This is a genomic window from Streptomyces sp. CA-106110 (genome assembly GCF_050936285.1).
Taxonomy (GTDB): Bacteria; Actinomycetota; Actinomycetes; order Streptomycetales; family Streptomycetaceae; genus Streptomyces.
Map to the genome: position 1 here is coordinate 2,075,413 of NZ_JBNJNB010000001.1, position 13,681 is coordinate 2,089,093.

General features: G+C 71.0%; 13 protein-coding genes. 1 reads left to right on the forward strand and 12 read right to left on the reverse strand.

Features of this window, described 5'->3' with window-relative positions; genetic code table 11:
- Positions 1-2 precede the first annotated feature (2 nt).
- From ACQEXA_RS09645 to ACQEXA_RS09700, 12 genes are all read right to left on the reverse strand, one after another.
- The gene (locus tag ACQEXA_RS09645; RefSeq protein ID WP_359399398.1) at positions 3-1,139 is read right to left on the reverse strand and encodes a polyprenyl synthetase family protein; all 1,137 of its coding nucleotides are present in this window, start codon (positions 1,137-1,139) and stop codon (positions 3-5) included.
- Entirely contained in the window at positions 1,136-2,581 is a 1,446-nt protein-coding gene (gene hpnE / locus ACQEXA_RS09650) for a hydroxysqualene dehydroxylase HpnE (RefSeq protein ID WP_432935260.1), read from the reverse strand. Before hpnE ends, ACQEXA_RS09645 begins: the two co-directional genes overlap by 4 nt.
- A complete protein-coding gene (locus tag ACQEXA_RS09655; protein WP_359399402.1) occupies positions 2,578-2,721 on the reverse strand; it encodes a DUF6380 family protein in 144 nt (47 codons plus the stop codon). The genes hpnE and ACQEXA_RS09655 overlap by 4 nt, the downstream gene beginning before the upstream one ends.
- Positions 2,718-3,668, reverse strand: coding sequence for a presqualene diphosphate synthase HpnD (gene hpnD, locus ACQEXA_RS09660; protein ID WP_433129408.1), 951 nt, complete (start codon positions 3,666-3,668; stop codon positions 2,718-2,720). Before hpnD ends, ACQEXA_RS09655 begins: the two co-directional genes overlap by 4 nt.
- Positions 3,665-4,567: a squalene synthase HpnC gene (gene hpnC / locus ACQEXA_RS09665; RefSeq protein WP_359399407.1), complete on the reverse strand. Its 903-nt coding sequence runs from the start codon at positions 4,565-4,567 to the stop codon at positions 3,665-3,667. The genes hpnD and hpnC overlap by 4 nt, the downstream gene beginning before the upstream one ends.
- 362 nt (positions 4,568-4,929) lie before the next feature.
- Positions 4,930-5,718: an ABC transporter ATP-binding protein gene (locus ACQEXA_RS09670; RefSeq protein ID WP_359399409.1), complete on the reverse strand. Its 789-nt coding sequence runs from the start codon at positions 5,716-5,718 to the stop codon at positions 4,930-4,932.
- On the reverse strand, positions 5,711-6,640 hold the full coding sequence (locus ACQEXA_RS09675) for an ABC transporter permease (protein ID WP_432935258.1): 930 nt from the start codon (positions 6,638-6,640) through the stop codon (positions 5,711-5,713). Before ACQEXA_RS09675 ends, ACQEXA_RS09670 begins: the two co-directional genes overlap by 8 nt.
- A 100-nt stretch (positions 6,641-6,740) precedes the next feature.
- Positions 6,741-7,613, reverse strand: a complete 873-nt coding sequence (locus ACQEXA_RS09680) for a glycosyltransferase family 2 protein (protein ID WP_432939785.1) — start codon at positions 7,611-7,613, stop codon at positions 6,741-6,743.
- Positions 7,614-7,621: 8 nt separating this feature from the next.
- Positions 7,622-8,401 (reverse strand): CDP-alcohol phosphatidyltransferase family protein, encoded by a 780-nt coding sequence (locus tag ACQEXA_RS09685; protein WP_432935257.1) that lies wholly within the window; start codon positions 8,399-8,401, stop codon positions 7,622-7,624.
- Positions 8,379-9,440 (reverse strand): iron-containing alcohol dehydrogenase family protein, encoded by a 1,062-nt coding sequence (locus ACQEXA_RS09690; RefSeq protein ID WP_432935256.1) that lies wholly within the window; start codon positions 9,438-9,440, stop codon positions 8,379-8,381. The genes ACQEXA_RS09685 and ACQEXA_RS09690 overlap by 23 nt, the downstream gene beginning before the upstream one ends.
- The gene (locus tag ACQEXA_RS09695) at positions 9,428-10,180 is read right to left on the reverse strand and encodes a sugar phosphate nucleotidyltransferase (protein WP_433129411.1); all 753 of its coding nucleotides are present in this window, start codon (positions 10,178-10,180) and stop codon (positions 9,428-9,430) included. Before ACQEXA_RS09695 ends, ACQEXA_RS09690 begins: the two co-directional genes overlap by 13 nt.
- Positions 10,177-12,066: a DUF5941 domain-containing protein gene (locus tag ACQEXA_RS09700; RefSeq protein WP_432939783.1), complete on the reverse strand. Its 1,890-nt coding sequence runs from the start codon at positions 12,064-12,066 to the stop codon at positions 10,177-10,179. The genes ACQEXA_RS09695 and ACQEXA_RS09700 overlap by 4 nt, the downstream gene beginning before the upstream one ends.
- A 337-nt stretch (positions 12,067-12,403) precedes the next feature.
- Between ACQEXA_RS09700 and galE the strand changes: the two genes are divergently transcribed.
- Positions 12,404-13,384, forward strand: a complete 981-nt coding sequence (galE, locus tag ACQEXA_RS09705; RefSeq protein ID WP_433129413.1) for a UDP-glucose 4-epimerase GalE — start codon at positions 12,404-12,406, stop codon at positions 13,382-13,384.
- The last annotated feature ends 297 nt before the right edge of the window (positions 13,385-13,681 follow it).

Genomic DNA, 13,681 nt, shown 5'->3' on the forward strand with positions numbered 1-13,681 from the left:
GATCATCTCTTTCGTACGACGACGAAATCCGCGAGCGCAGTGAACTGCGCGCGCACCTCCTCGGGCATCCGGACCGAGTCCAGGGCCTCGACGGCGATCGCGTGCTGGCGACGCGCCTCCTGGGTGGTCCACTCCCGGCCGCCCGCCTCCTCGATGAGCGCGGCGCGGGCCGCGAACTCCTCCTCGGAGAAGTTCTCGAAGTCGCTGCTCTTGGCGTCCTCGGCGAGGATCTCGCCGAGCCGCTCGGAGGCGGGTCCGCCCGCCGCGAGCGCGGCCACCACGGGCAGGGACTTCTTGCGCTGGCGCAGATCGCTCCAGGTCTGCTTTCCGGTGGCCTCCGGGTCGCCCCAGATGCCGAGGAGGTCGTCGACGGCCTGGAAGGCGAGGCCGAGGTGGTAGCCGTACTTCTCCAGGGTGTCGGCGGTCGAGTCGTCCGCGCCGCCGAGGACCGCGCCGATGGAGGAGGCGCAGGCCAACAGGGCGCCGGTCTTGTTGCCCTCCATCTCCAGGCACTCCGGGACGCTGACGCGGTCGCGGTGCTCGTACGAGATGTCCTGGGCCTGACCGTCGATCAGGGCGCGTGTGGCGGTGGTCAGACGGCGGGTGGCGCGTCCGGCCTCCACGGTGCCGAGTTCCAGCAGGACCTCATTGGCCAGCGCGAACAGGGCGTCGCCGACCAGGATGGCCTGGGCGGGTCCGTGCACCTTCCACACGGTGTCGCGGTGGCGGCGCTGTTCGTCGCCGTCCATCAGGTCGTCGTGCAGCAGCGAGAAGTTGTGCACCAGCTCGACCGCGACCGCGCCGGGCACGCCGACCTCGGGGTCACGGCCCGCGGCCTGGGCGGAGAGCAGGGCGAGGGCGGGACGCACGGCCTTGCCGCCGTCACCGTCCGCGGGATTGCCCTCGGCGTCGATCCAGCCGAAGTGATAGGCGGCGACGGTGTCCATGGGCGGTGCCAGTCGGTCCACTGCCTCCCGCAGCACCGGGGTGGCCAGGGTCCGGCCGCGCTCCAGAAGCGCGGACACGTCCACCGCGGTCCTACGAGCGGCCGTCTCGGCCGGGGGCACAGTGGGCACAGTCTCTCCTCTTGTTGCGATACCGGGGGTGCGGGGGTCTGTCCCGTGCTGATCCGCGCTCATGCCGCCTCCTCGAAGAGGCCGGCGAGATGTGCGCCGGACCGGCCCAGGGCGCCCAGCGCGGCGCCTGCCGCACCGACTCCACTGCGGACCGCGCTTTCCATGGTCGCGGGCCACCCGGTGGCGGTCCACGCTCCGGCCAGATACAGGCCGGGGGCCTTGGTACGGGCGCCGGGCCGCAGCCGCCCGACGCCCGGGGCGGGGGCGAACGTCGCCGTGCGTTCCCGGGTCACGAAGAAGTCCTTCACCTCTGCGCCGCGGGTGGCGGGCAACAGCCTCTGGAGTTCCGGGAGATAGCGCTCCCGCAGCACCGCCACGGGCTCGTCGATCTCCTCCTGGGCGGCCGACTGCGACAGCGCGAGGTACTGGCCCTCGCGCAGCCCGGAGGCCTCGGTGCGGTCGAAGACCCACTGCACCGGGGAGCCGAGCGCGGCGAAGAACGGTTGGCTCAACACCTTGCGGTCGTAGACGACATGGACGTTGAGGATCGGCGCGGTGCCGATCTCGAGCAGCCGCTCGGGGGCGTCGACCGCGCCCGGGGGCAGCAGATCGTGGGCCTCGCGCTGGGGTACGGCGAGGACGACGGCGTCGGCCTCGATGCGCTCGCCGGGAACCTGAACGCTCCAGTTCCCGTTTCCGTCAGTAGAGATGGAGGTGACGCGTGTACGGACCTCGGTACGCACGCCCGCGGAGTCGAGCGCCTTGCGGGCCTGCCGGTCGTGCAGTTCGCCCAGCGGGACGCGAGCCCATCCGATGTCGGCCGCGCCCGGGTCGGACAGCAGACCGGTCTTGAACACCATCGCGGCGAGCCCGAGCGATGCGTCGCCGGCCACCGCGTTGAGGGTGGCGACTCCGACCAGGTCCCACAGTGCCTCGACGGCACGCGCCGACTGACCGTGCGCGGCCAGCCAGCTGCCGAAGTCCTGCGCGTCCAGCGCGGGATCGCCGAGGTCCAGTGCTCGGAGCGCGAGTGCGGCACGCCCGACTCTGGCGCGCTCGGCGAGCGAGAGATGGGGGTAGGTGGCGAGGCTGCGCCCGAGGTGCAGGGGTACGGGCAGTGCGTCGCGCCGTAGTCTGCCGAGCCTGCGCCCCGGTGCCGCGTTCGCGTCGAGAACGGGCACGTCGAGACGATCCTGCAGCGGGGCGAGCGCGCTCGCGTCGATACGGTCGAGGAACCAGCGGTAGGCAGTGCAGCAGCGCAGATAGACGTGCTGGCCGTTGTCGACGGTCAGGTCACCGCGCTCGAAGGAGAAGGCGAGACCACCCAGGCGCGGGCGCCCCTCCAGCAGGGTGACCCGTACACCGGCGTCGGCGAGCGCGAGTGCGGCCGTGATCCCTGCGATCCCACCGCCGACGACGACGGCGGATCCTGCCGAGGCCGACGGCGTCGCGGGGTGCCCGGCGGTGTCCGCGGCCGGGCCCTCCTGCTGTGTGCCGTCGCTCATCGTGCTTCCTCCCCTGCCGGTCCGCCGTGGTGCTTGAACGATGCACGGCAGGCCGTCGCAGTCAGGGACGCCGCGCCGCACCGGAGGGTTGCCTGCCGCTTTTCGGCGGTCGAGTGGCCTGGGAGTGGGTTGTCCGTCACGGACGCCTCCTGACGGTCCGTCGGGTCACGCTGCGCGCGTCCAGACCCGACAGACCGCGCACGGCGACGTACGCCTTCTCACGGCCGGGCAGCGAGACCCGGCCGCGCAGCACGGCCTCCGGCTCGCGCTCGATGCGGTCGAGGAGCCGGCGGTAGATACCGGCCATGGCGGCGACGCAGGCGCCGCTGCGCCGGTCGAGCATGGGCAGCAGCCGGTAGCCCTCGGCGAAGAGGGCCCGGGCCCGGCGTACTTCGAAGTGCACGAGGCCCGCGAAGTCGGAGCCCTCGGGCGGGGTCGGCCCGTGGAACCCGGCCGAGCAGCCAAACTTGGCGAGGTCGTCGGCGGGCAGATAGACGCGCCCGCCCTCGGCGTCCTCGCGAACGTCCCGCAGGATGTTGGTGAGTTGCAGCGCGAGCCCGAGCGTGTCGGCATACTCCGGCGCACGTTCGGCCCCCCGCGCCCCCGGCTCGGTGCCGAACACACCCAGCGAGAGCCGCCCGATGGCCCCGGCCACACAGCGGCAGTAGACCTTCAGGTCGTCCCAGGTTTCGTAGGTCTCGCCGCGGACGTCCTTGAGGACACCGTCGATGAGTTCGTCGAGGCCCCCGAGCGGGATCGGGAAGTGCCGGGCGGCATGGGCCAGGGCGACCGCGACCGGGTCGGTGTCGTCCTCGGCCACCTCTTCGTTCCTGATCCGGTCCAGCAGCCTCCGGGTCTCCTCCAGCCGCTCGGCCTTGACGTCCGGCGCCAGTACGCCGTCGCCGATGTCGTCGACCCTCCGCGAGAACGCGTAGAGCGCGGACATCGCACGGCGCTTGGGCGTTGGCAGAAGCCTGATGCCGTAGGCGAAGTTGCGGGCCTGCTGCCCGGTGACGGTCTCGCAGTAGCTGTACGCGGCGAGCACCGGTCGCGACATGTGCTGTTCCGACTCCACGGTCCGGATCACCCCTCTCCTCGCAGAGTCACGCCCACCTCACGCAGCAACCGGAGCTTGCCGGGTTTGGGCGGGCCGGGAAGTACGTCGTACTCGGCGGCGGCGATCGCGTGGACAGCCGCCCTCCCTCCCGCCACGAACCCTGCAAGCAGCAGCCTCAGCCTGCCGTGGACGCTACCCACCAAGGGGGCGCCTTCATTCAGGAGATCGCGGGCGCGTTCTGCTTCGTATGCAACCAGAGCGCGCACCGATGCGCCTGCTGTTTTCGTGGCGAGATCCGTCTCCTGGACATAAAAGCGCTTCATGTCCTCGGCGGGCAGGTAGATACGGTCGCGGCCGAGGTCCTCTGCCACATCCTGGAGATGCTCCACGATCTGCAGTGCGGTGCAGATCGCGTCGGAGCGCCGGATGCGTTCGGGGGTGGAGGTGCCGGTGACGGCGAGGACGAGCCGGCCGACCGGGTTGGCGGACAGCTCGCAGTAGGCGAGGAGGTCGTCGTAGGTCTCGTACCGGCTGACGAGCTGGTCCTGGCGGTTGGCGGCGATCAGGCCGAGGAACGGCTCAGGGGTGAGGCCGGCGCGCCGGACCGTGGGCTGGAGGCGGCGCAGGAGGGGGTGACGCGGCGTCGAGTCGAAGACCCGGTGCAGATCGGCCTCGAAGGCGTCCAGAAGGGTGAGACGGTCCTCCGCCTCCTCGGGCGGCACGCCGAGAAGGCGGGCGTCGGCGCCACCGGGAGCGAGATCGCCGTCACCGATGTCGTCGACCAGACGGGCGAAGCCGTAGACGGCCATCAGATCGGCACGCCAGGCCCTGGGCAGGAAAAAGGGCGCCACGGGGAAGTTCTCGTCCGCAGCTTTGTCGAGGGTGCCGCGCTCCGGATCGCCGGTGCGCGCCGTCCCGGCTTGGGTCACCGCTCGCCGCCCGCCGCGGAGACGGCACATGCCTCGCGGAGCTGCAGACTTTCCGTAGCCATTGCCGTCACATCTCCCGTTCTACACTGCTGACCTAATACATCCTATTTCGGACACGCCGCCCCGCCTCCGCGCAGCGCGGCAGGTGTGTGGGGGTGCGGGGCATTATCGCCCCAGTTGCCGCGAATCAGCACCGGTACAGCTTACGTTGTACAACGGAGCGAGGTTCGTCGGGGTGTCCTGCACATCACAACAACACACCGATTGGTGTCAAGATTCCTGACCGCAAACAGAGTTGGCGTTTCCTTTGCAGACACAGGGCCCGCAGGAAACGTTCCGGCGGGGCCCTGTGGATCACTCGGTTACTTGCCCGTGAACTTCTCGTACTCCTTGAGGACCTCTTCGGTCGGGCCGTCCATCCGCAGCTCGCCGCGCTCCAGCCACAGGACGCGGTCGCAGGTGTCCCGGATCGACTTGTTGTTGTGACTGACCAGAAACACCGTGCCCGCCTCCTTGCGCAGCTCCCGGATCCGCTCCTCGGAGCGCATCTGGAACTTGCGGTCCCCGGTGGCGAGGGCCTCGTCGATCATGAGGACGTCGTGGTCCTTGGCGGCCGCGATGGAGAACCGCAGCCGTGCCGCCATGCCGGAGGAGTAGGTGCGCATCGGCAGGGTGATGAAGTCGCCCTTCTCGTTGATGCCCGAGAAGTCGACGATCTCCTGGTAGCGGGCCTTGATCTCCTCGCGGGACATGCCCATCGCCAGGCCGCCCAGGATGACGTTCCGCTCGCCGGTCAGGTCGTTCATCAGGGCGGCGTTCACACCGAGCAACGAGGGCTGACCGTCGGTGTAGACCTTGCCCCGCTCGGGGGGCAGCAGGCCGGCGATGGCCCGCAGCAGGGTGGACTTGCCGGAGCCGTTCGAACCGATCAGACCGATCGCCTCGCCGCGGTAGGCGACGAACGAGACGCCCCTGACCGCGTGCACCTTGCGCACGCCGCGCGCCGCGTCGTCGGAGCCTCGCTTGAGGATGCGGCTGAGGGCGGCGGTGGCGCTGCCCTTGCCGCTCTTCGCACCGCTGACGCGGTAGACGATGTGCAGGTCGTCCGCGATGACGGTGGGCACCCGGGCCCCGGTGTTCTGCTCAGCCACGGCCGTACCGCTCCTCCGCCTTCCAGAAGTACACAAAACCGCCGGCGAAGACGACGACCGCCCAGAAGAGCGCGAGGGCCCAGACGTGCGGGGGGAGGTTCTCGGCCCCGTAGTCCTCGATGAGCGCGAAACGCATCAGGTCCATGTAGACGGCGGCCGGGTTCACCTGCAACACGCGTACGACCCATTCGGGTCGGCCGGCGAGCATGGTGTGCAGGGAGAACATGACCCCGGATGTGTACATCCAGGTACGCAGGACGAACGGCATCAGCTGGGCAAGGTCCGGCGTCTTCGCGCCCATACGCGCCACGATCATCGCGAGACCGGTGTTGAAGAGGAACTGCAGCGCCAGCACCGGAACGATCAGCAGCCAGGACAGGCGCGGGTAGCTGCCGAACCCCACCACCACGACGAAGACCACGATCATCGAGAAGAGGAGCTGCTGAAGCTGCTGCAGCGCGAAGGAGACGGGCAGCGAGGCCCGCGGGAAGTGCAGGGCGCGCACCAGGCCCAGGTTGCCGGAGATCGCCCGGACACCCGCCATCATCGAGCTCTGGGTGAAGGTGAACACGAACACGCCGGTCACGAGGAACGGGATGTACGTACCGTGCGGCATGCCCCGGCTGGCCTTCAGGATGAGCCCGAAGATCAAGTAGTACACGCACGCGTTCAGCAGCGGAGTGGCGACCTGCCACAGCTGGCCCAGCTTGGCCTGGCTGTACTGCGAGGTGAGCTTGGCCTGCGAGAAGGCGAGGATGAAGTGACGCCGTCCCCACAACCGGCGGACGTACTCGACGAGCCCGGGCCGGGCACCGCTGACCGCGAGCCCGTATTTGGCGGCCAGCTCGGCCGCGCTCAGCCCTTCGTCGAGTGACGGTCCCTCGCTCACCGCGATACGGCCGTCATGCGTTGTCTCACCCACAGGTCGGCGCACCCCCCGTCCTCCGTGTGCGCGGCCTGCCCGCGCAGGTGGTGCGGGCCGGGGTGGAGGCCCGTCCGCCGGGTTCCGTCTATCGAGCTTGTCAGATCACCGGGGGTCGGCCCAGTCGGCTGAGCCGCCACACCGTGCGCCACCGCATGGGGCGCCGGCGACCGCACGGAGCCGTCCAGCCCTCCCGGAAACCCCCGAACCAGGCGCTCAGGGCGGCCCGCGAGGGACGGCGCACCAGCGTCAGGAGCATCCAGACGCCCAGGTAGACGGGGACGAGGACGGCGGGCAGGTTGCGGCGGGCCAGCCAGACCCGGTTGCGGGCGACCATCCGGTGGTAGACCGCGTGCCGGGAGGGGGCGGTCGTGGGGTGGTACAGCACCATGTCCGACCGGTAGTCGATCATCCAGCCGGCGTCCAGGGCCCGCCAGGCCAGGTCGGTCTCCTCATGGGCGTAAAAGAACTCGTCGGGCAGACCGCCGACCTCGGCGAAGACCTTCGTACGGACGGCGTTGGCGCCGCCGAGGAAGGTGGTGACCCGGGAGGAGCGCATCGGGTCGGAGGCGCGCAGCCGCGGCACATGGCGGCGCTGTGTCTCACCGGTGTCGGGGTCGGCGATGCGGAAGCTGACGATGCCGAGCCGGGGGTCGGCGGCGAAGGCCTGGCGGCAGAGTTCCGCGGTGTCGTTGCGGGCCAGCAGGCCGTCGTCGTCCAGGAACAGGAGCACGTCGACATCGCTGCCGCTGGGGCCGAAGGCCTCGATGCCGACGTTGCGGCCGCCGGGTATGCCGAGGTTCTCGGGCAGCTCCACGGTCCGGACGCCGTCGGGGACGTCGGGGACGGGCGAACCGTTGCCGACGACGACCACTTGGACCGGGTCGCCGTCCTGCTTGGCCACCGAGTCGAGGAGGGCGCGGAGCTCGGCGGGACGGTTGCCCATGGTGATGACCACCGCCCCGACCGTTATCGCGCCCCTCACTTCAGCCTGCTGGAGGCGAGGATGGACACCAGGTGCAGCAGGGTCTGGACGAGCGCGATACCGGCCAGCACGGCGACGCCGAGCCGCTCGAAGAAGAGGTCTCCCCTGATCGCGTCGATGACCGCCAGGACCAGGATCAGCAGGGACGCCTCGATCCCGAGGACCAGGCGGTGGAACTTCAGCGCGGAGGCCGCACGGCGGGCCAGCGCCAGACCGGACGAGCGCGGTTCGGAGGCGGTCTCCTTGACCGGCGGCAGGCCGCCCTGGTGGCGGGCGACGCCCACGAGGTCGGTCTCGGCCTTGATCAGGACGGCGCCGAGGGCGGCGAGGGTACCGAGGAAGGCCCACAGCCAGTCGATCCGCCCGGAGCCCCAGAGGTCGGCGGCGCGCAGCCCGAAGCCCACCAGCACCGCGGCGTCGCACAGATAGGCCCCCACCCGGTCCAGGTACACCCCGCCCAGCGAGAACTGCTTCTTCCAGCGGGCGATCTCGCCGTCGACGCAGTCGAGGAGCAGGTAGAGCTGGACCATGACCACGCCGAGCACGGCGCCCGCGACGCCCGGCACCAGCAGGGCCGGGCCTGCGAGGACGCCGAAGACAGTCATCAGGTAGGTCAGCTGGTTGGGCGTGACCCGCGTGGTCACCAGGTAGCGGTCCACACGCAGCGAGATCTCCCGCATGTAGAGGCGTCCAGCCCAGTGCTCACCGCTGCGCCGGTCCTTCACCCCCGCGGGGTGAACGACGGGACGGAGTTCAGCTACCGATGGCCTTGACATAGTCGGCGTAGGTGTCCTTGATCTGGTCGGTCTTCAGGTCGAGGTGTTCGAGGATCGTGTAGCGGCCGGGCCGGGTCTGCGGGGCGAACTCCACGACCTGGACGAACTCGTCCACCGTGAAGCCGATCTCCTCCGGCAGTACGGGCAGCCCGTGCCGGCGCAGCACCTGGGCCATGAACACGGACTCCTCGTGCGCGCCGCGCAGATACATCGCGAAGGCGGCGCCCAGCCCGCACTGCTCGCCGTGGGCGGCGGCGCGCCTTGGGAACAGCAGGTCGAAGCCATGGTTGATCTCGTGGCACGCGCCGGAGGACGGTCGGGAGTCGCCCGAGACCGACATGGCGATACCGCTGAGGACCAGCGCCTCGGCGAGTACCTGGAGGAAGTCGTTGTCCCCGATGCCGCCCGGGTGGCGCAGCACCGCCTCCCCGGCCTGCCGGGCCATCGCCGCGGCCAGGCCGTCGATCTTCTCGCCGTTGACGCGGTTGGCCAGCTCCCAGTCCGCGATCGCCGAGATGTTGGACACGGCGTCGCCGATGCCCGCGCGGACGAAACGCGCCGGGGCCTCGCGGATGACATCGAGGTCGATGACGACCGCGATCGGGTTCGGCACACCGTACGAGCCGCGGCCCGCGTCGTTGTCGAGGGTCGCGACCGGCGAGCACAGGCCGTCGTGCGCCAGGTTCGTGGGCACCGCGACGAGCGGCAGGCCGACCCGCGCCGCGGCGAACTTGGCGCAGTCGATGATCTTCCCGCCGCCCAGGCCCACCAGCGCGTCGTAGTGACCGGCCTTCATCGCGCCGGCCAGCCGGACCGCGTCGTCGAGGGTGCCGCCGCCGACCTCGTACCAGCTGGCGCCCGGCAGTTTGGGGGCGAGCCGCTCACGCAGGCGGGAGCCGGAGCCGTCGCTGACCGCGACGGCCAGCTTGCCCGAGTGCGAGATGCGCTCGTCCGCGAGCACGCTCGCCAGATCGTCGAGGGCACCGGGACGGATGTCGACGACGACCGGCGAGGGGATGAGCCTCGTCAGTACAGGCACGCGATCTCCCGCCCTCGGGCCAGGTCGTCGTGGTTGTCGATCTCGACCCAGGGGACGTCGCCGATCGGTGCCACGTCGATCTTGAAGCCGCGATTGACCAGTTCCTGGTAGCCGTGCTCGTAGAACTGCTGCGGGTCGGTCTCCCACACCGTCTTCAGCGCGTCGGAGAGCTCCGCGGCGGCGTCGCCCTCGATGAGGGTGACACCGATGTACTCGCCGGTCGCCTCGGACGGCTCCATCAGCTTGGTGATCTTCTCGACGCCCTTGCCGGGGCGGACCACGACCTTCATCTCCTCGTCGGCGAGCTTCTTCACCGTGTCGACGGCGAGGATGATCTTCTTGCCGTCACCGCGGGCGGCGAGCAGCGTCTTCTCGACCGAGACCGGGTGGACGGTGTCGCCGTTGGCGAGGATCACACCGTCCTCGAGGGCGCGCCGGCCACACCACAGGGAGTAGGCGTTGTTCCACTCCTCGGCCTTGTCGTTGTCGATGAGGGTGAGCCTGAGGCCGTACTCGCGCTCGAGCGCCTCCTTGCGCTCGTACACGGCCTCCTTGCGGTAGCCCACGATGATCGCGACCTCGGTCAGTCCGACCTCGGCGAAGTTGCCGAGAGTGAGGTCGAGCACCGTCGGGCCGGCCTCTATACCCGCGGGCCCCACCGGCACCAGAGCCTTGGGCAGGGTGTCCGTGTAGGGGCGCAGGCGCCGTCCGGCGCCGGCCGCCAGCACGAGGCCGATCATGCGGGTTCTCCTTCGTCGTGTACGGCGGGCGCGCCGCCCTTGTGGGCGGCCACCCAGAAGCGGACGCTCTCGCTGAGCACCACCAGGGCCACACAGACGGCGAGGACCGTGAGCGCGACCTTGAACTGCGCGGCAGTGAGCAGCGCGGCCAGGACCGTGACCAGCAGCGTCCGGCCTTCGTGCCCGCCGATCGCGCGCACCAGCCACTGCGGCGGCGCGCCCGCGTCGCCGCGGATGCGGTACACCGTGTCGTAGTGATGGTAGGCGACCGCAGCCACCAGTCCGAAAGCCGCTGGAAGCACTCCGTTTACCCCGGATTCAGCTGCCAGCACCAGGACGGTGCCGTATTCGGCTGCGCGGAACAAGGGCGGGACGAGCCAGTCGAGGGCACCCTTCAGCGGGCGCCGGACCGCGATGGCGGACATCACCACATAGCCGGCGGCGCACAGGACGGTCTGCCATCCGGCGCCCCACAGGACGGCCGAGCCCACGACGAGGACGCCGCCCGTGAGGGCGAGGACGGGTGCGGCCTGCCTGACGGTGCCGCGGCCCGTGCGCAGCAGCAGCTCGACGAGGGGCCCGCTGTCCGCCAGGTCGGCCAGCGCCCGCGCCGCCCGGTCGGTGCGCCGGGCCTTGTGCGTCACCGAGCGCAGCAGACGGCCGGCGGTGGTGTAGGTGGCGGCGAAGGCGCAGCCGATCAGCAGCACGGTGAAGGTGATCCGGGGGGTGGTGGCCGCCGTCAGGACGGCGATCAGAGCCCAACGCTCACCGATCGGCAGGACGATCATCCGGCGCACCCACACCGTCCAGCCGACGTCGTCGACGCGGTTCGACAGGGCCGCCGTGGGGCCGGCGCCGGCCGTCGCGGCAGGCTGGCCGGCGTTCGCCTCGTTGAAGGCGAAGTCCACGACGTGCCGGCAGGTCTGCAGGACCATCGCGCCGAGGGCCAGCGCCCAGACGTCGTCCCCGCCCCGGGCCGCGCCGAGGGCGAGTCCCGCGTAGTAGGCGTACTCCTTGGCGCGGTCGAAGGTGGCGTCGAGCCAGGCGCCGAGCGTCGAGTACTGGAGGGAGTAGCGGGCGAGCTGCCCGTCGGTGCAGTCGAGGACGAAGGAGGCGATCAGCAGGACACCCGCGGCGACGAAGCCGGCACGGGTCCCGGTGGCCGCGCAGCCTGCCGCGATCAGGGCGGTCAGCAGCGAGGCGGTGGTCACCTGGTTGGGAGTGAGACCGCGACGGGCACACCAGCGGGCCAGGTAGCGCGAGTAGGGGCTGATGAAGTGCGTGGTGAAGAAGCCGTCCCGGGCCTTGACGGCACTGCGCAGGCGTACCGCCTCGTCGTCTACGGCGGCGACGGCCTGCCGTGCCTCGTTGCGGGTCTGCGGATCGGTGGGGACGGCGGCGACCAGCGTGCCGAGCTCGGGCCGGTGGACCGGGACGCCGTCGGCGTCGAGGGCCGCGGTGACGCGTTCGGCCACGTTGTCGGTGACGGTGGCGGCGCCTCCCGGCTCATGCCGGTCCTCCCCCTCGATCGGGGCCGGGACCGGGGCAGCGGCCGGGAGTTCGGGGGCCGCTGCACCCGTCATGGCGGAGTTCTCCCGGGCCAGGGCGCGGGTGAGCGCCTGGCGGGCGGCGGGCTGGGCGGTGACGGCGCCGGGGACGGCGGCGGCCGGGAAGCGGGGGTCGGTGAGACCGAGGCGCAGCGCGTGCAGATGGCCCACGAAACGGGTGTCGACGATCGCGACCCGCTGGTTCTCCGGTACGGCCGCGAGGATCGTCTCGGCGTCTCCGGCGCCGGTGGCGACCCGCACGTCGAAGCCGAGGGACCGCAGATCGCCCTCGAGCGACGATCCGGGGACCGGCTGACCGGTGAGGATGGCGGTCGACAGACGAACTCACTCCCTGGGGCCCGACGCCTGAACGTCGGTCATGTGTGCGGTGCGGGAGCCCGGGGCAGGCGCCGGGCATGTCGGCAGAGGCTATCGGATGCCTGGCAGCCGGTGTTCACCGGCCGTTCATGAACTGATCAACCCGGCCTGTATCGCCGTCACCGCGATCATCATCACGGATCGGGCAAGCGCACACCAAACCACCGGCGCAGATCAACACAAGCACGACATCGCGGTCGCCTTGTGCGGGCACATGCGCGTCTCGCCATTTTCATAGGGATCCTCCCGCCCCCGGTGCCGGGACGGGGTTCACCGGACGGGCATAGGGTGAGGGGCCATGACATGGCTGATCACCGGCGGGGCCGGATACACCGGGGCACATGGGGCGCGGGCGATGGCCGCGGAGGGTGAGCAGGTCCTCGTCCTGGACGACCTCTCGACCGGGGTGCCGGCGCGACTGCCGGAGGGCATTCCGCTGGTGCACGGCTCCGCGCTGGACGGTGAGCTGCTGAAGCGGGTCCTCACCGAGCACGGGGTCACCGGTGTGGTCCACCTCGCCGCGCGCAAGCAGGTCGGCGAGTCCGTGGCCGAGCCGACGCGCTACTACCAGGAGAACATGGGCGGTCTGGCGACGCTCCTGGACGCGGTGGCGGGAGCCGGCGTCCGGCAATTCCTGTTCTCCTCGTCCGCGGCCGTCTACGGCAACCCGGATGTGGACCTCATCACGGAGGACACTCCCTGTGCCCCGATGAGCCCGTACGGTGAGACCAAGCTCGCGGGCGAGTGGCTGGTGCGTGCGGCGGGCCGGGCGCACGGCATCGCGACCGTGTGCCTGCGGTACTTCAACGTGGCGGGCGCCGCGGAGCCGGAGCTGGCCGACACGGGCATCTTCAACGTCGTGCCGATGGTCTTCGACCGGCTGACCCGCGGCGAGGCCCCGCGGATCTTCGGCGACGACTATCCGACGCCGGACGGCACCTGCGTACGCGACTACATCCACGTCGCCGATCTCGCCGAGGCACACCTCGCGGCGGCCCGGCGGCTGGCCGGGGGCTCGACGGGCGACCTGACCGTGAACATCGGCCGCGGCGAGGGCGTCTCGGTACGGGAGCTCGTCACGCTCATCGGCGAGGTGACCGGGGACACCACGCCCGCCATCGTCGAGCCGCGCCGTCCCGGTGACGCCGCGCGCGCGGTCGGGTCCTGCGCGCTGGCCGAGCGGGAGCTGGGCTGGAGCGCGCGGCGCGGGGTGCGCGAGATGGTGGAGTCGGCCTGGCAGGGCTGGCAGCTGCACCACCCGCAGCAGCGTCACGGCTGACCGCGCGCCTCCGGCGTCCCCAGGACGCCGGAGGGATCGCGCTCGACGGTCCCGGAAGGACACCTCGTCGTGAGGTAGGGGTGGGCTCCGGCGTACGGGCGCGCATCCGGACGCCGTATGTGCGGTGGGCGCCCCCCGGCAGGGCGGTTCCGCCTCCCCGGCGCCGGGAACGATCAGGTGTCCCGCCGCTCACGGCGTCTGTTCCGTGAGGGCCGGAGGGCCCGTCCGGACGGCCGGGGTGGGACATGCGGGGAGTCACGAAGTGCCGGGAGTGCCGGATTCGTACGGCAGACTTGG

Bases quoted from the DNA above. Each gene is read 5' to 3' on its own strand.
- ACQEXA_RS09695 (WP_433129411.1), bottom strand. From the start codon at position 10,180: ATGATCGGCCTCGTGCTGGCGGCCGGCGCCGGACGGCGCCTGCGCCCC.
- hpnE (WP_432935260.1), bottom strand. From the start codon at position 2,581: ATGAGCGACGGCACACAGCAGGAGGGCCCGGCCGCGGACACCGCCGGG.
- ACQEXA_RS09685 (WP_432935257.1), bottom strand. From the start codon at position 8,401: ATGTCAAGGCCATCGGTAGCTGAACTCCGTCCCGTCGTTCACCCCGCG.
- galE (WP_433129413.1), top strand. From the start codon at position 12,404: ATGACATGGCTGATCACCGGCGGGGCCGGATACACCGGGGCACATGGG.
- ACQEXA_RS09645 (WP_359399398.1), bottom strand. From the start codon at position 1,139: ATGAGCGCGGATCAGCACGGGACAGACCCCCGCACCCCCGGTATCGCA.